Consider the following 20,191-nt stretch of genomic DNA (forward strand, 5'->3'; position numbering starts at 1 on the left):
CCATAAAGTATCTCGACCTTATCTCAATCTTGGCTTATGGTATAAATTTACCAAACATATCGTAGCTATAGCAAATTTTCATCTTCGGGGGCGGCCAAATCCTAACCCTGGCCATGAATGTTTAGTTTATCTACCATACAGATAGGTAAGAATAATTCTGTGCTCTTGCCCTTAACCTATAATTCTATTCCTTAGCTAACTTTATTTTTACCTCAACCTTTGGCTATTTTATTGTTTAGATCAGGTGTAAAAATATTTTTCAAGATTACAATATCTCCTGCTATTCTTGTATCCAATCTGTTTCGGGGTTTTCATTTCGTAACTCCTTATCTGATAAGGGTTATTTTCTAAACTGCGAAATGAAAACCCTGATTTATCACAAAAATCCCTTCAATCAAAGCAAAATAATCCGAAAAATTTCTTGAGAATGTTTTTCTATCTCCTCAATATTGCTATGTTTTTACCCCTATTTTTCCTCACTCTGAATTGCTGTCCGAATGGCAGGTAATTTAAACTGCAAGGCCATTGTGCCTGCGCCAAGTATCAGTGCTTATACCGGCTGTGATCCAGCTCCAGCCCGCCCAGCCCCATATCCCTCATGGCCAGGTCAAGGTCTGACAGGATGCGCATGGTCATGTTTTCGATTGTGCTCACTGTTTCTTCATTGTGAGGCAGGTAACTGATTCTTTCAAACTCCGCTTTTATGCTTTCCAATTCATCCAGAAAATCCTGATGGTGGATAATTTCCGCCCATATCTGGCAGCCGTAGAGGAAAAGCTCAAGAGCGCTCTGAATTCTTTCGTTCAGGTGGTCCATATTCATCAGTCTCCCTTTTCAGAATGAGATGCTGCTGTGGCCGCTTCCAATTGAAATCTGCTCGATCTTCCCGCGTGTATAATCTGCACGATATCTCCTGCCCGCTACCTTATAACTTTCCTCCTTACGATAAAGATATCGGTTTATGCCTTTCTCAGAGCCGGAAACCTGAAGGGGAAAAGTGCCTGACGAAATGAGAAAATGTTTGTCAGACAGGCCGGGTTTTAGTATGATATGAGCACAAAGAGCAGCTTTGTCCGTAAGATAGATACATGATGAGAGGAGTAAAAGAAACCAGAGGAATATGATGAAAACGATTATTCACTTCCTGTTCGAAGCAGGAATGCTCAAAAAAACCCCCAGGACCGGCTATCAGTTTCTCGGCTCAGGGGAAGAGTCCGTGGCCGAGCACACTTTCCGGGTAACCTGCATAGGGTATGTGCTGGCCAGGCTGGCTCAACAGCCGGTCGATGAGATGCGCCTGCTCAAGATGTGCCTTTTCCACGATCTTCCCGAAGCCCGGACCGGAGATCATAACTACGTCAATAAAAAGTATGTGTCCATTGACGAGGAAAAGGCCATTCGTGACATGACCGACCCGCTCCCCTTCGGGGATGAGATGGCTGACCTGATCCGGGAATTTAACGGCCAGGAAACCCTGGAGGCAAAGTATGCCTCCGATGCGGACCAGCTCGATTTTCTGCTTCAGCTCAAGGAATCGGGCGATCTGGGAAACAGGTATGCCGAAGACTGGATCCGGGCGGTTTTCAAGCGGCTGCAAACCGAGGAGGCCAAAGGCCTGGCCAAGGAGATCGTGGTAACCGATTCAAATGCCTGGTGGTTCCAGGACAAGGAAGATCCCTGGTGGGTCAGAGGAGGGAAATAGCTGCTGTGACCTTTTCGAATCTGAAAGAATTTATCGCTGATCTTGAACACCGGGGTGAACTTATCCGGATCAGGGAAGAGGTAAGCGCGGATCTTGAGATTACCGAGATCACCGACCGGGTGTCCAAACGCTCTGGCCCGGCACTGCTCTTTGAGCGGGTCACCGGGCATACGGTGCCGGTACTCATGAACGCTTTTGGCTCCATGAGCCGGGTGGCCAGGGCACTTGGCCTGAAAGGTGAGGAAGAGTTCGGGCAGGTGTTCAGGGAACTGACGGATATCCAGGTGCCCGCAGGCTGGCTGGACAGATTGAGGCTTTTGCCCAAACTGAAGCGGTTTCTTTCCATCGCCCCGAAAATCGTCAAAAATCCTGCCTGCCAGCAGGTCATCTACCGGCAGGAGGAAGCATCGCTTGCCCGCCTGCCGGTTTTGCTGTGCTGGCCCGCAGATGGAGGCCGGTTCATCACCCTGCCCACGGTTTTTACCCGGCATCCGGTCACCGGCAAGCGAAATGTGGGCATGTACCGGATGCACGTTTACGACGAGCGCACCACCGGCATGCACTGGCACACCCATAAGGGAGGGGCGGAGCACTACCGACAGGCAGAAAGCTTGAACCGGCGGCTTGAAGTGGCGGTGGCCATCGGTCCGGACCCGGCAGTCACCTATGCGGCTACGGCCCCGGTTCCTCCCGATATCGATGAAATCCAGTTTGCCTCTTTCCTGCAAAATGCACCCGTTGAAATGGCCAGGTGCCTGACGATCGATCAGGAGGTTCCGGCCAATGCCCAGTTCGTTCTGGAAGGATACGTGGATCCGGGGGAGCGGCGCATTGAAGGCCCCTTTGGCGATCACACCGGCTACTACTCACCGGCGGATTCCTATCCGGTCTTCCATGTGACCTGCCTCACCCATCAGAAAGACCCGGTCTATCCGGCTACCATCGTGGGCAAGCCTCCGATGGAAGACTGCTTTCTGGCCAAGGCCACCGAGCGGATATTTTTGCCCCTGATTCAGGCACAGCTCCCGGAGGTCGTTGAGTTTAACCTGCCCATCGAGGGAGTGTTTCACAACCTGGCCCTGGTTTCCATCCGCAAGACCTATCCGGGGCAGGCCAAAAAAGTGATGTCCGCTCTCTGGGGAATGGGCCAGATGATGTTCACCAAAATCATTATCGTGTTTGAAAGCGATGTGGATGTTCATAACCTTTCCGATGTGCTCTGGAGGCTCGGTAACGATATCGATCCCCGGCGGGATGTGGTCTTTTTCGAGGGGCCGGTGGATGCCCTGGATCATGCCGCCTCAAACCCGCATCTTGGGTCCAAAATGGGCATCGATGCCACCCGCAAAATGCCGGAAGAAGGATACTCCCGCACCTGGCCCGATGTGATCCGGATGGATCCCAAGGTTGTGGAGAAAATAAACCAGTTGTGGCCAATGCTGGGAATTGATTAATCTTCAAGGAAAAAACAAATCAATGGCAACTAAAGACCAAGTACACGACATGTTTCAGACGATTTCGCCCACCTACGACCTTTTAAATTCCCTTCTGAGCTTTAATATCGACAAGTACTGGAGAAAAAAAACCATAGCCGCTCTCAGAGCCCAGTGTCAGCGGCAGGAAAAGCAGGTCATTCTGGATCTGTGCAGCGGCACGCTCGATCTGGCTCTTCAGCTCCTGAAGGAGAGCGGGCCGAAGACCAAAGTGCTCGCTCTGGATTTCAGCTCAAAGATGCTCACCGAAGGAAAGAAAAAGATCCCGCCGGAATATCGGGACAGGATCAGCCTGGTCTGTGCCGATATCGAGCATCTGCCGCTGCGGGATACTGCGGCGGAAGGTGCGGTCATGGGCTTTGGCCTGCGAAACCTGATTGACCGCCGCCAGGGCCTGCGGGAAATCAACCGGGTGCTGAAGCCTTCGGCCAGACTGGCCATTCTGGAATTCTCTCATCCCAGGTCCAGATTTTTCCGGGCCATCTATTATTTTTACTCCCTGCATGTCCTGCCGCTCATTGGCGGGCTGATTTCCGGCAATATCCATGCCTACCGCTACCTGCCCGACTCGGTGCTGAAATTCTATACCCCGGCACAGCTCCAGGAGATCATGCAGGAAGTCGGCTACCGGAAGGTCCGGTTTTCCCTTTTGACCGCCGGTATTGTAGCCCTTCACGTAGGAGAAAAGGACTATGCCCGCTGACCACCCTGCCCCTGTGCCCGCTCCACATCCTGCCGAGCGCATCGTTCTGGCCATGACCGGCGCAAGCGGCATGGTGTATGCCCAAAGGCTTCTGACCCGGCTGCTGGCGTCGGGAGTCGATGTCCATCTGATTATTTCCCGGCAGGGGGCTGCGGTCGCACACGAGGAGCTTGGCCTTGGGCCGGAGTATTTTCGGCAGCTTCCGGTGACCTGCCCGGTCACCTGCCATGATTATCAGGATTTTTCCTCCCCTCTGGCCAGCGGCTCGTTCCACACTCAAGGCATGGTAATTATCCCCTGCTCCATGAACAGCCTGGCAGCCATAGCCCGGGGGCTTTCGATCGATCTCATCCACCGGGCCGCTTCCGTTCACCTCAAGGAGCGGCGAAAGCTCATTGTGGTCCCCCGGGAAAGCCCGGTGAGCAGTGTTCATCTTGAGAATATGCTGATCCTCTCCCGCGAAGGGGCGGTCATTATGCCTGCCATGCCAGCCTTTTACCATCACCCGCAAAACCTCGATGACCTGGTGGAGCATTTCGTCAGCAGAATTCTGGACCAGATCGGCCAGGTATCCCCCCGTGTCGAAGCCTGCGCCAGGGAAAGGAGGAAGGAATATGGCCAGGGTGATTGACCGGACAAAGACTATCCTGGAGATGATCAAGTTCGAGCATACTATCTTTGCCCTCCCCTTTGCCCTCCTGGCCGCTTTTCTGGCTGCCCGCGGGTGGCCAGCACCCCGGCAGATATTCTGGATCCTGGTGGCCATGGTGGGGGCACGCAGCGCTGCCATGAGCTTCAACCGGCTGGTGGATGCTCCCATTGATGCCCAAAATCCCCGCACCCGCGACCGGGCCATCCCTGCGGGGAAAATCAGGCGGGGGGAGGTAATTCTTTTCCTTCTGATCTCCTCGGTTCTCTTCTTTTTTGCTGCCTATAGCCTCAACAGGCTCTGTCTGCTGCTTTCTCCTCTGATATTAGCCATTTTGCTCCTGTATTCGTACACCAAGCGGTTCACCGCCGGTGCCCATCTGGTCCTGGGGCTCTGCCTTGGGCTGTCTCCTCTGGGAGGCTGGATAGCTGTGGCCGGTCGGGCCGACTGGCTGCCGGTAGTGCTTGGGGCCGGCGTGCTGCTGTGGGTAAGCGGGTTTGATATCATTTACGCCTGCCTGGATCATGACTTTGACCGGAAGGCAAAGCTTCACTCCATTCCCTGCACATTCGGCATCCGCGCAGGATTATGGATTTCCATACTCTTTCACCTCGGTGCGGCTGTCTGCTTCCTGGTGCTTTTTCGGATGGCCGGATTAGGTCCTGCCTATTTGACCGGCTATGCGATAACGGTCTTTTTTCTCTTCTACCAGCACTGGATCGTCCGCCCCGATGACCTGTCCAGAGCCAATTTCTCCTTTTTTATCGCCAATGGGATAATCAGTATGGTGCTCTGTGGTTCGGCAATTATCGATATTCTGATTATGGGAAAATAAAGCAACCGCGCCCTGCGGTAAAGTTGCCCTTCGGCCAAAAGTTCAACCCTCTCCCTTCCGAAGAGATAGAAAAGGACTACTGAACCATAATAAAGGAGATATCATGTTTTGGGAAGGGCCAGAGAACAGGAAATCTACCCGTATTCGCTCTAAGATCTTTGTCCGCTATCATCGAGTAATCGACAGTCCGATGCCCCCCGAATTCCGGAAATCCTTTACCAGGGATATCAGCACTTGCGGTCTTTCACTGGAAACCGATGAGCTTCTTCCCGTCGGGTCGGAGGTGAAACTGCATTTTACCCTTCCCGGCCTGAACAAAGAGATTACTGCCTGGGGAAGAGTAGCCCACATTGAAGAGCTGGATTTCAATTCCCGATACCGGATCGGCCTTTCCTTCCAAAAACTGGAAGGGGTCGATCAGGAAGAGATCCACAAGCGAATCGAGATGATGGATATCCTGCGACTGCTGCATCTGGCTCATGAAAACAAGGCTTCGGATCTCCATCTGACCTACGGACGCCCCCCGATCCTGCGGGTATTCGGACGGCTTCAGCCCCTGGAGATGGAGGAACTTGGATCAGAAGACCTGCAGACGCTGATTTACAGCATCCTCAGTGAGGAACAGATCCGGCGCTTTGAAAAGTGGAAAGAGCTGGATTTCGCCTTCTCGCCCAATCCTCATGTCCGCTTCCGGGTCAATGTCCACTTTCAGCGGGGGAACGTCGAAGCGGTCTTTCGGACCATCAGGCCCGATATCAGGTCCATCAATGAGCTTGGCCTGCCCGGCGTTGTGGCTGACCTGGCTGAAAAGCGAAAAGGCATCGTTATTATCGCCGGTCCGACCGGATCAGGGAAAACCACCACCCTGGCCGCTATGGTTGACAAGATCAACCGGGAACGGGAAGCGGTGATCATCTGCCTGGAAAACCCGATCGAATGCCTCCACAAGAATGTCAAATCCATCGTCAAGCAAAGGGAAATCGGCACCGATACCATTTCCTTCTCCATGGCCCTTCGCTGCGCCCTGCGTCAGGACCCGGATGTTATCCTGATCGGTGAGCTTCAGGATGCGGAATCAGCCAGTGTGGCTATTACCGCTGCCGAAACCGGCCACCTGGTGTTGACTTCCATGCATGCTCCGGATTGTGTTCAGGTGCTGGACCGGCTGGTGGGCATGTTCCCCTCCCATCAGCGCACGCAAATCTCCATGCAGTTGTCAAACTGCCTGCTGGGAATTGTCGCCCAGGCCCTTTTGCCCCGAAAGCACGGAGATGAACAGGTGGTGGCCACCGAAGCCCTGATTATTACCGAGGCAGCCAGAAGCATTATCCGGGAAAATAACACCGTCCAACTGCGCTCGATCATCGAGACCGGCGGCAGATACAAGATGCATACCATGCAGGATTCTGTCCGCAAGTTGTACAGCCGGGGCATTATCTCGCTGGAAGCAGCCAGAGAATTTTGCAGCGATCTGGATCTCATGCCTGAATATGCTGATGCGGTCGCTTCCCGAAGAGCCTAGTGATAAGAAGGCAGGAGGCAGGAGGCAGGAGACAGGAGACAGGAGACAGGAGTCAGAATAAAGAATGGTCAATGGCCGGAAAAGCACTGGCCACTGATCACTGACCACTGGTTCGCATCACGTCCCAGGGGAGAATTTCCCGCTCATCGCGCGGCCTTGTGGCATAGAATTCCGGATTGAGATTGACGGCCTGGAACGCTTGTTTCCAGTTCCCTCCGTTTGCATGAGCATGGTTGAGGATTTCTCCAACCCTGCGGTCTGCACGGGCCAGCATTCCCTGAATAAAGGCCCACTTGGGTACATCGGTCAGGACCTGGACATTAGGCATGCTCTTCAGGCGGCCAGCCAGAAACTTCAGCTTGGACTGTAAAACCGAAACCGGCTCCATCGCGCAGCGTTCGAACCGGCTGAGCGGCTTGGGTACAAAGCAGTTCACGTTGACGGTAATCCTGCCCGACAAAACTTTCTGGCCGGCGGTTTGCAGCTCAACATGTCTGATTCTTTTGACCAGTGACAGAATGGCTTCCACATCAGCTTCGGTCTCCGAAGGCAGGCCGATCATGAAATAGAGCTTCAGGTTCGGGATGCCGCGGGCAACGATCTTGTGAACCCGGTCAAAGATAAGCTCATCCGGCATGGCCTTGCCAAGATGCCTGCGCAGCCTTTCGCTGCCAGCCTCCGGGGCCAGGGTGATGGTCTTGTGTCCACTGGCCACCAGGCAATCGAGCATTTCCGGCGTGATCGACTCGGCTCTCAGGGAGCTGACCGAAACCTTCCCTCCTTCAGCCATAACCTGAGAGCAGATTTCCAGAATCCGGGGATGGTCCGTGGTTGAGGCACTGACCAGGCCGATGCGGTCGCGGAAAGAGAGCCCGCGCCGGATGGACGGCAGCAGCGCCTCCGGGCTTCGGGTGCGGTACGGCTTATAAAGGTTGGTCATGAGACAGAAGCTGCAACTGCGTCGACACCCCCGGCTGATTTCGACAAGAAACATGTCACCGAATTCGGTATTCGGGGTCACGATGCGCGTTGTGGTTTCATAGGCGTCAAGATCGGGAACGAGTGCCTGGGAAACCCGGGGCAAAGCGCCTTCGGCAGCCGAAATCCCGGCTATGGTGCCATCGTCATGATAATCCACCCGGTAAGACCGGGGGACATAAAATCCCGCCCGGCCAGCCAGAACCTTGAGCAACTCCTCCCGGCAGCTCCTGCTCCCCTTCCAGGACAGATAAAGGTCGATGAATTCGGGGACAATTATCTCTCCCTCGCCGACCACAAAAAAATCGGCAAAGCGGGCCAGCGGCTCGGCATTGAACCCGGCGCAGGCACCGCCGATCATTACCAGAGGGTCCTGCGGTGTTCTCTCGTTCGCCTCCAGGGGAATCCTGGCCATCTCAAGGACTTTCAGGATGTTCAGATAGTCGTTCTCATACGAGACTGAAAAAGCAACGATGTCGAATTCGTGCAGCATGCGCTGAGTCTCCAGCGAAACCAGAGACTCCTGGGGAGGCAAGGGCTTATCCGGAATAAATACCCGCTCACAGACCGTATCTTCCCGGTCGTTGAGCAGGGCGTAAATGGTCTGGAATCCGAGGTTGGACATGCCGACGTGATAGAGGTTCGGATAGACCAGGGCCACCGAGACCTTACCGCCGGGATCTTTGATAATACTGCCCTGCTCCTGAGAAATCAGGGCCTTGGCCTGCTCTTTCTGCCGCCAGGAAACCAAGATGCTTCAACCGCTCCTTTCAGTCAAGTACTGATATTATGCAAAAATATAAGTTTTACTTGGCATGTAACTCCTGATTAATCCTTTCTGCCAGGAATATCTTCAGAAGGGATTGATAGGGGACATCTCTCTTGTTGGCCAGCATCTTGAGTTCTTCAAGCAGATATTCAGGCAGTCTGATGGATATGGTCTTGGTAGAGGGTTTTAATTTTGGGAAAATTGCTCTCTTTGCCTCTGAATAGTCTAAATATTCAGTAAAATCGTGAGTTGACCAAAATTCAAACTCTTCTTCTTCAGTGTTAAACTTTGGTATTTCTTTCGACTTTCGCATATGTCTGGCTCTCTTTCCGGGTCATATCTCTTGCCATGATAACCCTTATCTTGTTATTTCTTATGGTGAATGCTAAGGATAACAACCGATTATTATTGGTTTTACCTGAAACAAAGTAACGGGTTTCCATCTGTGAGTGCTTCTCGTCTTTCCTGATTATCAATGGCTCATTTAAAAATATCTCCTCGCATTCAAAGTGACTGACCCTATGCTTTTCCCAATTCTTTGTTATATTCCATTCATCCCATTCAAACCCTTCAACCTGAAATACTATATCCATCATTTCTTCACCCTTATATTATCCCGTATATGTCAAATATATACATATTGACTGTTCATGTCAATACGGTAAAGATGATATCTTTATATCATAGACTGGGAATCGCCGATATGATAATCTCATGTCCTGGGGGATACAGAAGATAACTATGAGAAAGGGTTGAGAATATGAAACTTCCTATCTATCAGATCGATGCTTTTACCAGCAAAGTTTTTTCCGGCAATCCGGCAGCGGTATGTCCGCTTGAGCAATGGATTGACGACACCCTGATGCAGGCCATTGCGGAGGAGAACAACTTGTCTGAAACAGCCTTCTTTGTTCCGGCAGAAGGAGGATATCACATCCGCTGGTTTACTCCGGTGGCCGAGATCGGCCTGTGCGGTCATGCGACTTTGGCGGCGGCCTTCGTTATTTTCACCTTTTTTGACCTGCCGGGTCAGGGTAATGAAATTGTCTTTTTCTCCCGAAGTGGCGAGCTTAAGGTCACGCAGCAGAGCCAGGGGATGCTGGCGATGGATTTTCCTTCCCTGGTACCCGCACTGTGCAGCGCCATACCGCAGGATTTGCTGGAAGGGCTTGGCAAAGAGCCCCGGGAAGTGCTCTGCACAGAAGACTTTATGGCCGTCTTTCCCTGTGAAAGTGATATCGGGGAACTCAAGCCTGATATGGAAAAGCTCCGCAAACTTGGCCTGCGGGGGGTTATCATAACCGCACAAGGAGACGAGGCTGATTTTGTATCACGGTTTTTTGCCCCCAGATTCGGTATCGATGAAGATGCCGTCACCGGCTCTGCTCATTGCTCACTTATTCCTTTTTGGGCCAGGAGGTTGAATAAGAAAAGTCTGTATGCCCGGCAGTTGTCACGCCGGGGCGGAGAACTGTACTGCATGGACCGGGGAGACAGGGTCATCATATCGGGACGGGCCGTGAAGTATATGGAAGGAACAATTACGATTTGAAAGAGCCGTGGGCATCCATAAACGAAGCACACTCTCTGCTCTGCCCCACACATCTTGCTGCGGGTTTAGATTGCGGGAGGTGTGATTATAGTTTGACTAATCCAATGGATAGAATGTCTTAAGGCTTGCCAGGACATCATGCGCCCGGATATTTCCCGCTATCCCCATTTCCGCTAAAAGGTCTATGGTCTCGGACAGTGTCAATTTCAGCAAGTTCGAGGCGTCTCTGAGAGTAATCTTCCCTTCCCGGTATGATTGAGCAACATAATATTCAAATCCCATCCGGGCCAATTTCCTCAGCGATTGGGTTTTTTCGATTTTCTCTATTTTAGACACATATTCTATCGCCTGGTCGAGGTCTTCCGGTATTCGCATAGATTTGACTTTCATGGCATCTTCTCCATCAGCAATCTTACTGTGCTGTATTCGTCCTCACTGACAAACTCGGCTCATTGCTCTAATGCCCAAAGAGCAATTTTTTTTTCGATTATCTCATCCCGCAGGAGATGATAGATAATAAGACCAGGCAAAACATATGGGACGCTGTTTATCCTCAGCAGGCGTATGAGCTTTGCATCATCAGTTGGCGACCGCATCGTACTTTCCCTTTCGGAAAAAGGGCAATAAGAGCATCGTCTCCCTTTGTGTATCTTGAGGAATTTTTCAACTACCGTGATCATGTCAGCCGTAATGTTTTTTTCCACGATGAATGCATCGGGGCATTCTTTCTCTTTACCAGCATCAACAACCTCCCTTTGAACTACTTCAGGTATAAATATACTCTCCCTCCTCCCGACAAAATCCTTCAATCCGGCTTTTGTCAGTTTGACGAGACAATCGGCATCCATCAAGAGTTTCATAAAGTTATTGTAGCCAACAGCCTTGGCTGTGTCAATGCAAAACCAGTAATAGATTCATACCCCTGAGTGGTTTTTCGGAGTTTGTTCCAATAGGTACCTGCTCATCTCTCCCAGCCAGGGCTCGATTTCGCCGGGTAATTTTTGCGGATTGGGGTCTTCTATTTTGTCAGGAGTGGTTTTTTCAGGACCGGTCTCTTCTGTCTCATCACCAATATTTTCTCTTCCCTCATGGATGTTTTTTATGGATTCCTGGGCATTGGTGACAAGGCGCGGGGTGAGCAGGACGACCAGTTCTTTCCTCTGATTTTGCGTGGATGCCCTGGAGAAAAGGAGGGTTCCCAGGAGGGGAATACGCCCCAGGACAGGCAGGCGCTCTCTCGCTTTTATTTCCGAGCTCCGGATCAGTCCGCCGATAAAAACGGTTTCTCCCGCCTTGACCATGATTGATGTAGTGACCGAGGTGGTTGTCTTTGTCGGCAGCCCGCTGCTGAGAGAACCGTCACTTACTTCCGGATGGATATCCATGAGGATATTGCCGTCTTCCGTAATATGAGGAGTCAACTGGAGTTGTATGCCGATATCCAGGAATTCGACACTTTGCAGGGTGCTGGTTTCTGTCGATGTCGTCAGGTAATAGCCCAGTTTGCCGCCGATGAGAATCTGAGCGGACTTGCCATCCAGAACCATGATGCGCGGTTTGGCAAGGGTTTTTACATCGTCCTTTTTTTCCAGGGCACTCAGTTTGAGGTAAAAATGGGGCCTGGCAATGCCGAAGAGAAACTGTGAAGAGGTATCTCCGGCCTTGGGGGCTGCAGAGCCCCATGAGCCCGGTGAATTGAATCGGCCATCGGTATTTTGCCCCTGAGAAAAAGTACCGCCCCAGTCGATCCCATAGCTCTGATCCTTGCCGAGGTTGATTTCCAGAATCTGGGCTTCGATCAGGGCCTGTTTGGGGGGAACATCCAGCGAGTGAATCAGGTGCTCCACTGCAGGCAGTTCCTTCTCGGTGCTCTCGACCAGAAGCATCCCTTCCTGGGGATAGGCGGTGATTCTGGCCTTTTCAAAAGACCATTGAACCACTTTGGTTATTTCTTTAAGGTCAGCATAATTGATCCGAAAAACCTTGACCGATTTGGGAGGCTCTTCTTTTTTCTGTGCATCTTCCTTTCCCTGTGCATCTTGCTGGCTGCCCTGCTGATTGCTCTGGCCGCTTTTTTCCTGGCTTGCCTGTACGCTCTTATCCGGACTGAGAATGTAAATCGTGCCTTCTTTGGTCCATACCAGTCCCATAATTCTGGCAATGGCAGTCAGGGTATCCTCCAGGCTGGCCCGCTTAAGATTCAGGCTGATGCGGCCGCTCACTTCAGGGGTGTTCACGATATTGACGTTATACTTGATTGCCAGTGCCTTGAGCAGGGTATTGATATCCATGTCTCGAATAGAGAGGGCAGAATCTTCCCCCTCACCTGCCCCTCTCCCCTGGGGAGGGTGGGTCGGAGCGACTGGGGTGATTTCTCCCTCTTCCGCAGCCCTGCCCGACTCAGGCCCCGTGGTGCACAGAATGATCATGGGCAGGATGATCGTGGGCAGTAGAAGACTGAATCCTTTTTTTATACTCCGCACTCCAATGCTCATCGTTCCTCCTGATCGAGGGTCAGGATGATATCCTGTCCATTCCTCGATAGCAGTGCCTGTTTATCCCGTACCTCCCGCAAGTAGTAGCCCATGATGCTCTGGCCGGGCTTCAGGGGCTGATTGTTGATCACTGCCAGGGGTGAGCCGCCGGTCAAGGTGGCCTCAAGCTTAAGGCCGGGAGGATTTTCACGCGATGCGGCCGATTCCGATTCCGGTTTCCTGGGCGGTCCTTCAGCCGCGGCATTAGTGGCTGTCTGCCGGAGGTTGCCGGCTGGCTGAAACCTGAAGATGTCCCGCTCAACGGTAGCCGGCAACTCCTGATTCGCCTTGAGAATTTTTTCCAGGGGGGGGATGTTGAGCTTTTCACTGAGTATCCGGCTGATCTCGCTCATCGGGGAACCGTTCTCCTCCCGCCCGGCACTGGAAGTATTTTGCACCTTCGTTCCCTGAAGCCGCATTCGCCAGGCGGAAATCCTGTTTTTGATCCTGCCGTTCAATATCAGGACCACGAGCAAGACAGCTCCAAGGACAGCGACCTTGATTCCCTGTGATTTTGAAATTCCTGTTTCCATGATGATCCTGTGGCTCTCCTTTATGAAGGTGGCATGGTAATAAGATCGAACTGGACTTCTTCCAGGTACTGGCTATCGCCAGGCTGGGCTTCGCCAGCCCGCATTTCACCCGGACAGCCTTCGGCCTGCTGAGCCTCCATCGCCAGCGCTTCAGCAGGCTGGGGGGCGGCGGGCCGGGCTTCGATTTTCAGGGAACTGGTTCTGATGCCGGGAACGGACTTTTCAAACATGGCCAGAAATCGATAGAAGGAAAGAAAATCGCCGCTGAGCCTGACCAGGAGTGCGCCCTGCTGGTATTGGTCGGTTTCCGATTTCGTCTGGGGATGCACCAGAATGACCGTGAGCCCGGCTTCCTCAGCCATTCTGCTCAGGCTTTGCATCAGGTCCCAGAGGGGATCGGCCTGAAAATAGCGGACCCTTAAGGCATCGATCTCCTGACTGAGTCTGGCTTTTTCCTCATTGAGCAGGTTCAGCTTCGATTTCAGGGCTTCTGCGGAAAGGTCGCTCACCGAAATGGTTCTGATTTCGGAGCGCAGGGCTTTGAGCCTTCTATTAACCGGCCTCTGAAACAGGAGAACATAGCCGATAATAATCACCGTCCCTGCGGCCGCAAAGACAATATCTATCTGGTGCTGGTTCAGTCGCATACAAGGCCTTCCGAGTAGTTACCTCAGTCTCATGTTTGCTCTATCTCACGATAGGTTAATGCTATTTCAAAGCCGACGAGGGAGCGGTCCTTCTCATCCATATCCGATTTAATCAGCCTGATCTGCTGAAAGGATTTATTCTGTTGAAGGTGGAGGAGGAAATTGCTCAGGCTCTGGTAGGAGCGGCTTATGCCCGATAATTTCAGGATATAGTAATTATGGGTTACTCCACCACCCCCGGTGCTTTCTCTATCGATGGCCTTTCCTCTCTCGACCCAGAGCCCGACAAGTCTGGTTTTCGGGTCCATAGCCTCGGCCAGACTCAGCAGAACCGGAGTCAGGCGCTGGTTATGCACCATACCCAGCAGCGATTCCCTTTTCTGCGCGAGATCCCTGACGTTCTCATAGGCCAGGACCAGTCTGCTCTCTCCCTCTTTTATTTCACGGCTGCTGCGGCGAAGCATGTTTGCCCGGCTTTCCAGCCTCCTGAGATAGCCATAAAAAAAGATGCCCAGAAGGCAAAAGCAGATGACCTGGCAGGTGATAAGAATTGACCATTTCCTGATTCTCAGCCGGTTCATCCGCTCTTCGAGGATTTCGGGTGGAATCAGGTTGATTTGGTGAATATCTGCCATCTTAAGCTCCTCCAGGGCATGCCGCCGGCCGGCCGGGCAGACGATTTTTCATGCCGCGCAGGGTGAGCCCCAGCGCAACTTCAAAAAATGCGGGTACTTCAGCTAATTCATTCAGGATCGATACCCCCGGCCAGGTCGAAACCTGAATTCCGGTTCTCTGCTGAACGAAGCGGTCCAGAAATCGGATCCTTGCTCCCTCACCGAGCAGAAGCGCCCGGTCAATCACCCGCTGCTGGACCAGGGAAACACAATAGGAGAGAACTTTCTGGATTTCCTGGCACAGGTCTTCGAGAATCGGGCTGAGTACCTCGGAGATTACCTGGCGAAGCTCCCGGTCATCGAGAAGAAAGGATGCGGCTTTCTCCTGGCTGAAATCCTGCGGATTTCCAGGATCCACTCCATACTGCTGGAGAATTCTGTCAACCTTTTTTCCTGACAGTCCCAGTGCCTTTCCCACCTTTTCCCGAATGGTATTTACTCCCCAGGCCACCTCCCGTACCACCAGGATCTGCTCATCCACGATAACCATGAGCATGGTAAGATTTTCTTCCATCGAGAAGATAAACTGATCTTTCAGGGGTTCTCCCTGCCGGGCCCATTGGATTGTCCGAAACAGTGAGCAGTAGCGAGGCTCGATGACTGAAGCATCGAGGCCCGCCTGTTTGAAAAGATCGAGGCAATTTACGATATCTTCTCTTTTGCTGGCTATCAGGAGGGCGGCTTTTGATGACCTTTGGTCCGATAAGGGAAGATTGAGGTAGTCTATTACGCCCTTCTCAAGGGGAAAGGAAAGGTAGTTATGGGCCTCCCGAAGGATGGCCTGCTCTATTCCTTCTCCTTCCTTGAGCGAAAATCGAATCGGGATCGTAGTAACCATATGACCCGGCAAGGCAGCCATAACATGGTTTCCCTTCAGTTTTCTCCCGGATAAAACCTTTCGCAGGGCATCGAGAAGCCCCATCCCTTCCTTTCCTTTCCCCTTGACTTCAGCCTGAGCCGCCTCATGGATCGAGAGAAGTTCTCCCTGACATTTCAGTTGCAGGAGCCGTACCCTGTCCGGGAGCATATCGAGGCCGATGGCTGAAAAAACCGTTCTTGTGATCATCAGGGCCTCCTTGAATCCAGATAGTAGACGGTCAATTTGGGGCGAAGGGTGGGATTGTCTGAATAACTGCTGCTGCGGAATGTATATTCATTATTTCCTTCCCGGATGTCCGTCTCCAAAATAAAGCCATAATTTTGGGCCGGATACTTCATCCAGTAGCGGGTCAGGCCGGTAGTCCGCCACTTTTGCCAGCCAAGAGCGGTAAAGATTTTACTGTCTTCATAGCCAGGATCAAAGGCACCTCCAGGGGTTGACCATACAAGGTGTGTATTTTTATTTCGCTCCTTCCAGGTTGTTTCATGGGGCACCCAATCCTGGGTAACCCGGTGAATGCGATAGACATCGGGGATAAAACCACCATCCGGCGGGTCATACAGATACATTGAGAAGAAGCTGGATACAATACGGGCATCCGGAGGTATTGAGCGCTTGCTGAAATTAAATCGAACCAGTGTCCGACATCTTTTTCCCCCCGCTGCCTCGCTGTCCAGGAGAAGTTCAGCTTTGTCGTCATATACACTATCCGGGCTCCCCTCTTTAAGGTAAGTATCGGCCTCTTGGGTATCGCTGGTATATGGCGGCTGGATCGTCAGCCAGTAAACAGTTCTTTGGGCAGATGACCTGGTCTCGCTGATTGCGGCCTGGCTGGTGACAAGTATCTTCTGATGAGGAGCATCCTCGCTCAGGGAAACCGTGTAAGTGCCACCACCCAATGGGATGTTCGTCATTTGCGTTCTCCAGTCCGGATCTTTCTGTAATTGCCACAATCCGTGGGCAAGACCTGCTTGGGCAAGATACAACGACTTCAGCTTTTGGGTCCGGTTAAAGGCAATTGTCGTCTGCACGCCCCGGACCTGGGCCAGAAAAAAACAAATAAGCTCCAGAATAAGCACCGTAACCATGACCATGACCAGGGCAAAGCCGGACTTGTTTCTTACAAGATAACTTTTTTTCTTTTTCAATGGGTAATGCCCTTTAAATAGACCATGGTCCTGAGCCGGACATCCTCTCCATCGGGAGTGGATACACCCAGAACCAGACTGAAACCAGACCTGCCGCTGCCTGATTCCGTTCGGCTGACCTCAAAAGCGGTTACCCGCTCAAGAAGAACCACGGGCTGCCCGCCCCCTCCATATCTTTCCACCAGGCTGCTATTGGGATCAAGGTAATAAACCCAGTACTCGACGGGGTCCTCGTTTATCTGGCCATCTTCATCATCATCCCGGTAATCTCCCTCATCAATCGACCCATCACCGTCATCGTCCTTGCCGGCTATGCCTGGATAGCCGTCATCGTTGATATCTGAAGGGGGATCCTCATCGATAAAGCCATCTCCATTATTGTCCACTCCATCCATACAATCCTCATTCACCTGCCACCACCAGAAAAAGTAAAACCCGTCCTCATCATCGTCATTGGCAGTGCTCTCGTCAACGCTGCCGTCGGCATCGTCATCAACGCCCAAAATCCCCGCTGCCCCGTCGGCAGTGATATCCGCACCCTGATCCTCGTCGACCAGCCCATCTCCATCAGTGTCAATCATGGCCGAGAAAGCCAATACCTCCGGAGGATGGTTGGGGTCCGCACCCCGGAAAGGAAGCAGGAGCCGGTTTGAGGCTCTGGCCCGGCTTGTGATGTGATCCAGAGCCCAGCATGCACTGTGTATCGCTTCACTCTGGTGCCGGCTGTAATCCCATGCCTCCAGGGCTGTCATCAGAACGCGGGAAGTTACTCCGGCCAGAATCGAGATAATGCTCATGGCCATGAGCAATTCCAGCAAGGTCAACCCTGAGTTATCCTTTCCCCTGTGCATGGTCCTTAGTATCCAGCCCCTAGAGCATCCTGAACCGCAAGGTCTCCAGCCTTACGTCTCCAACCTGGAGGGAGATATACTTCAAATCCGGATCCGGATTGGAGTCCCCGTCTCCATCGTGGAGAGAGACCGTCACCTGCCAGGTAATACTCACTCCCAGAATCTGGGTACCACTGGCACTGGCCATGAGATCGAAGTCCTGGGCCAGAATCTCCTCCATCTTGGCCTGAGCAAGGCAGCAATTCTGAGCTGCCGACTTGCCATCGAAACCGATTTTCAGGCTCCCGGAAAGGTTCTGGGCTATGGGGACCATAGCCAGAGACACAATGGCCATGGCCAGAACCACCTCCAGGAGTGAAAAACCCTGTTCCCGACAGGGACATTGGCTGCTCATATACTCATAATGCCTGGCTATTCAAAAGTTAACCTGCCAATCTGGCTGACGGTAATGGCATGGGAGGAACCGGCTCCGGCCAGGGTGATTCGTCCCTGGCTGTTTGGCTCTCCCAGAGAGTTAAACTCTACCCAATGGTTTCCACCAAAGTCAGCCTCTGTCAGCCGCATATCGCCCGAAGGCTCTCCCTGATCTACCGCGATCAGGTAGAATTTTTTCGTTACCGGGTTTCTGAGCACGTTATTCGGATCAAGAATGGGCTGCCCGTAAGCATCATAACCAATGTTCCGGTAGCAGGTAACTTCCTGATGTCCCGCAGTCAGATCGAACGAGAGGCCAAAGGTGGCATTCCGGTTTACCGCCTGCTGCTGTACATACGCCAGGGCCATATATATCTCACGGGCTTTATTTTCCAATCCCATCTGGGATAGGGCTCCTGAGAAATGCGGCACTATCGCCGATAACAGAATAGCCAGAATGGACAATACCCACAGCAGTTCCAAAAGGGTAAAGCCATATGGATCCGATTTATGCATCATCAGATCGGTACATCCTTCAGGCACTCTCAATACTGGTCATAATCGGGATGATTGGCAATAAATTCACCGGTCTGGGCTACATACTTCCAGCCGGGACCATCAGCGGCCGCAGTTGCCGTCACTGTGCCGATGGTTGCGGTATCCTTATCAATCAGAACCTGATCAGCCTTGGTCGGATCCTGGGGAAAGGGATTTTGGGGAAATCCCTGCTTGAGATAGGGGCCATATTTATAGGTGCTGTCCTTAGTCGCGCTTACGTTTCCATTTTGATCCGTGTACTGCGTCAGGGTGGTCACAAAGTTATTGGGATCAGGATACTTGCCGCTATGCTGGACCTGGTAGAGCTCCAATGCTCCCCGGATAGTGTTCAGGTTGGATTTTAAGGCGGATATCTTGGCGTCATCACTTGAAGATGAAAATTGAGGGATAACCACGGCTGCCAGAATACCCAGAATAATGACTACCATCAACAGCTCGATCAAAGTAAAGCCATCATCGCTTCGCCAGAATCTGTTCCCTGAAGGCTTATCCTTCCTCATCATTATATTCCTCCTTAGGTATAATTAGGTTCACCTTACTGATTCTCTATTGCTCCACGTGGGCCTACAACATTGTGTGACTTCTTTCAGCAACCAAGCAGGTAATTGATGCTCACCTCCTCAATGTGCGCCGCTCGACAGGCGAAAGATAGGAATGATAATTGATAAGACAATAATTCCGACAATAATTCCCATAAAGATGATAATAATCGGTTCCAGGATCGCACAAAATGCCTCCATCCCTTTCCGGAATTCACGGGCATAATGCTCTCCGAGGCGAATGATGACCTGGTTCAGGCTGCCGGTTTCCTCTGCTGTCTGAATCATTTCCCTGACTGTTATGGGTAAAAATGACTGCTTTCGAAAGGGGGCGGAAAAACCCTTGCCCTTCTCCACGCTTTCGATCAGTTCTCTGATAAACTTCTGGTACAGGGTAGTGCGGACCAGGGACCTGGTGATCAAAAGTCCCTCCAGGAGCGGCACTCCGGCGTTCATGAGAAACCCGAGAGTTGACAGGAAATGGGAAGTATAGAACTCGATCAGCATCCGGTTGATAATCGGTATCCTCAGCCGCAGGCTCTCAAGAGAGGCCACCGCCTTTTGATTCTTCCACAGGGCACTGATCGCCAAAACAATCGCTGCCAGCCCAAGGACCAGGAGATACCAGTGCTCTTTCAGTGCATGGCTCAACCCCATAAGGAAGCGGGTACTCCAGGGCAGAAGGGCCTCCTTCCCCTCCAGGAATATGGCCAGCTTAGGGAAAACATAGGCAATGACGAAAAAAACAACCAGAACTGAAAAGGCTATCAGAACCAGAGGATAAGTCAGGGCCTTGCGGATGGCACTGATATACTCCTCTCTCTGCTGATAATAATCAGCCAGTTGTTTCATCATCTGTTTTAAAAAACCGCCGCTTTCTCCAGCCCTGATCATGCTGACAAAGAGCGGGGAAAAGACATGCGGATATTTCGACAGGGAATCGGAAAAAAGCTGGCCTGATTCGATCTGTTCCAGGATTTTTTCGATAACCTCCTTGAAGTAGGGGTTCTGAACCTGCGGTGCCATGACTCCCAGCGCGCGGTTCAAGGGATTGCCCGTTTCCAGCATGAGCGACATCTGAGAAGTAAAGAGCATCAGCTCCTTGCCTTTCACTTTCTTCCCCCAGGAAAAATACGCAAGAAGGTCTTTGGGCTTTTCCTGGTTCTTGTCCTTGATTTTGAGCTTTGGCTGGGTGATACTTACCGCCATG

Annotated in this window: 24 protein-coding genes; 7 read left to right on the top strand and 17 right to left on the bottom strand. The window is 52.0% G+C overall.

The window, feature by feature from the left end; all coding sequences use genetic code 11:
* Positions 1–543: 543 nt before the first annotated feature.
* A complete protein-coding gene (locus AB1611_13445; GenBank protein MEW6380593.1) occupies positions 544–816 on the bottom strand; it encodes a hypothetical protein in 273 nt (90 codons plus the stop codon).
* Between the two features lie 304 nt (positions 817–1,120).
* Between AB1611_13445 and AB1611_13450 the strand changes: the two genes are divergently transcribed.
* From AB1611_13450 to AB1611_13475, 6 genes are all read left to right on the top strand, one after another.
* Positions 1,121–1,702 carry an HD domain-containing protein gene (locus AB1611_13450; GenBank protein MEW6380594.1) on the top strand — a complete coding sequence of 194 codons (582 nt, stop codon included), beginning with the start codon at positions 1,121–1,123 and terminating at the stop codon, positions 1,700–1,702.
* A 5-nt stretch (positions 1,703–1,707) separates the two neighbouring features.
* A complete protein-coding gene (locus tag AB1611_13455; protein ID MEW6380595.1) occupies positions 1,708–3,156 on the top strand; it encodes a menaquinone biosynthesis decarboxylase in 1,449 nt (482 codons plus the stop codon).
* 22 nt (positions 3,157–3,178) lie between these two features.
* Positions 3,179–3,898, top strand: a complete 720-nt coding sequence (gene ubiE, locus AB1611_13460) for a bifunctional demethylmenaquinone methyltransferase/2-methoxy-6-polyprenyl-1,4-benzoquinol methylase UbiE (GenBank protein MEW6380596.1) — start codon at positions 3,179–3,181, stop codon at positions 3,896–3,898.
* On the top strand, positions 3,888–4,529 hold the full coding sequence (locus tag AB1611_13465) for a flavin prenyltransferase UbiX (protein MEW6380597.1): 642 nt from the start codon (positions 3,888–3,890) through the stop codon (positions 4,527–4,529). The genes ubiE and AB1611_13465 overlap by 11 nt, the downstream gene beginning before the upstream one ends.
* Positions 4,513–5,382: a UbiA-like polyprenyltransferase gene (locus AB1611_13470; GenBank protein MEW6380598.1), complete on the top strand. Its 870-nt coding sequence runs from the start codon at positions 4,513–4,515 to the stop codon at positions 5,380–5,382. The genes AB1611_13465 and AB1611_13470 overlap by 17 nt, the downstream gene beginning before the upstream one ends.
* Positions 5,383–5,485: 103 nt before the next feature.
* Positions 5,486–6,904, top strand: a complete 1,419-nt coding sequence (locus AB1611_13475; protein ID MEW6380599.1) for a PilT/PilU family type 4a pilus ATPase — start codon at positions 5,486–5,488, stop codon at positions 6,902–6,904.
* A 97-nt stretch (positions 6,905–7,001) separates the two neighbouring features.
* On the opposite strand, the gene AB1611_13480 is transcribed toward AB1611_13475, so the two are convergent.
* Genes AB1611_13480 through AB1611_13490 form a run of 3 tightly spaced genes read right to left on the bottom strand, consistent with a single transcriptional unit; the run spans position 7,002 to position 9,247 of the window.
* The gene (locus AB1611_13480; GenBank protein MEW6380600.1) at positions 7,002–8,633 is read right to left on the bottom strand and encodes a radical SAM protein; all 1,632 of its coding nucleotides are present in this window, start codon (positions 8,631–8,633) and stop codon (positions 7,002–7,004) included.
* 55 nt (positions 8,634–8,688) lie between these two features.
* Positions 8,689–8,964, bottom strand: a complete 276-nt coding sequence (locus AB1611_13485; GenBank protein ID MEW6380601.1) for a BrnA antitoxin family protein — start codon at positions 8,962–8,964, stop codon at positions 8,689–8,691.
* Positions 8,933–9,247, bottom strand: a complete 315-nt coding sequence (locus AB1611_13490) for a BrnT family toxin (protein ID MEW6380602.1) — start codon at positions 9,245–9,247, stop codon at positions 8,933–8,935. The genes AB1611_13485 and AB1611_13490 overlap by 32 nt, the downstream gene beginning before the upstream one ends.
* A gap of 164 nt (positions 9,248–9,411) precedes the next feature.
* Between AB1611_13490 and AB1611_13495 the strand changes: the two genes are divergently transcribed.
* Positions 9,412–10,203 (top strand): PhzF family phenazine biosynthesis protein, encoded by a 792-nt coding sequence (locus AB1611_13495; protein MEW6380603.1) that lies wholly within the window; start codon positions 9,412–9,414, stop codon positions 10,201–10,203.
* A 96-nt stretch (positions 10,204–10,299) separates the two neighbouring features.
* Here the strand turns inward: AB1611_13495 and AB1611_13500 are convergent, their stop codons facing one another.
* The 13 genes from AB1611_13500 to AB1611_13560 form a co-directional block, all read right to left on the bottom strand.
* The gene (locus tag AB1611_13500; GenBank protein MEW6380604.1) at positions 10,300–10,593 is read right to left on the bottom strand and encodes a hypothetical protein; all 294 of its coding nucleotides are present in this window, start codon (positions 10,591–10,593) and stop codon (positions 10,300–10,302) included.
* A gap of 59 nt (positions 10,594–10,652) precedes the next feature.
* Complete coding sequence (locus AB1611_13505) at positions 10,653–11,012, bottom strand: hypothetical protein (protein ID MEW6380605.1); 360 nt, start codon at positions 11,010–11,012, stop codon at positions 10,653–10,655.
* Positions 11,013–11,117: 105 nt separating this feature from the next.
* Entirely contained in the window at positions 11,118–12,698 is a 1,581-nt protein-coding gene (locus tag AB1611_13510; GenBank protein ID MEW6380606.1) for a secretin N-terminal domain-containing protein, read from the bottom strand.
* Positions 12,695–13,270, bottom strand: a complete 576-nt coding sequence (locus AB1611_13515; GenBank protein MEW6380607.1) for a hypothetical protein — start codon at positions 13,268–13,270, stop codon at positions 12,695–12,697. The genes AB1611_13510 and AB1611_13515 overlap by 4 nt, the downstream gene beginning before the upstream one ends.
* Positions 13,271–13,290: 20 nt before the next feature.
* Positions 13,291–13,917 (bottom strand): type 4a pilus biogenesis protein PilO, encoded by a 627-nt coding sequence (gene pilO, locus AB1611_13520; GenBank protein ID MEW6380608.1) that lies wholly within the window; start codon positions 13,915–13,917, stop codon positions 13,291–13,293.
* Between the two features lie 29 nt (positions 13,918–13,946).
* A complete protein-coding gene (locus AB1611_13525) occupies positions 13,947–14,552 on the bottom strand; it encodes a PilN domain-containing protein (GenBank protein ID MEW6380609.1) in 606 nt (201 codons plus the stop codon).
* A gap of 1 nt (position 14,553) precedes the next feature.
* Positions 14,554–15,657, bottom strand: coding sequence for a pilus assembly protein PilM (pilM, locus tag AB1611_13530; protein MEW6380610.1), 1,104 nt, complete (start codon positions 15,655–15,657; stop codon positions 14,554–14,556).
* Entirely contained in the window at positions 15,657–16,619 is a 963-nt protein-coding gene (locus AB1611_13535; protein ID MEW6380611.1) for a DNRLRE domain-containing protein, read from the bottom strand. Before AB1611_13535 ends, pilM begins: the two co-directional genes overlap by 1 nt.
* Entirely contained in the window at positions 16,616–17,470 is an 855-nt protein-coding gene (locus AB1611_13540; GenBank protein MEW6380612.1) for a prepilin-type N-terminal cleavage/methylation domain-containing protein, read from the bottom strand. The genes AB1611_13535 and AB1611_13540 overlap by 4 nt, the downstream gene beginning before the upstream one ends.
* A gap of 19 nt (positions 17,471–17,489) precedes the next feature.
* Positions 17,490–17,864 carry a prepilin-type N-terminal cleavage/methylation domain-containing protein gene (locus tag AB1611_13545; GenBank protein MEW6380613.1) on the bottom strand — a complete coding sequence of 125 codons (375 nt, stop codon included), beginning with the start codon at positions 17,862–17,864 and terminating at the stop codon, positions 17,490–17,492.
* A 17-nt stretch (positions 17,865–17,881) separates the two neighbouring features.
* Positions 17,882–18,403, bottom strand: coding sequence for a GspH/FimT family pseudopilin (locus AB1611_13550; GenBank protein ID MEW6380614.1), 522 nt, complete (start codon positions 18,401–18,403; stop codon positions 17,882–17,884).
* Between the two features lie 26 nt (positions 18,404–18,429).
* The gene (locus AB1611_13555) at positions 18,430–18,945 is read right to left on the bottom strand and encodes a type II secretion system protein (GenBank protein ID MEW6380615.1); all 516 of its coding nucleotides are present in this window, start codon (positions 18,943–18,945) and stop codon (positions 18,430–18,432) included.
* Between the two features lie 117 nt (positions 18,946–19,062).
* Positions 19,063–20,190 (bottom strand): type II secretion system F family protein, encoded by a 1,128-nt coding sequence (locus AB1611_13560; GenBank protein MEW6380616.1) that lies wholly within the window; start codon positions 20,188–20,190, stop codon positions 19,063–19,065.
* Position 20,191 lies beyond the last annotated feature (1 nt).

The organism is bacterium, assembly GCA_040755755.1.
Taxonomy (GTDB): Bacteria; SZUA-182; SZUA-182; order DTGQ01; family DTGQ01; genus DTGQ01.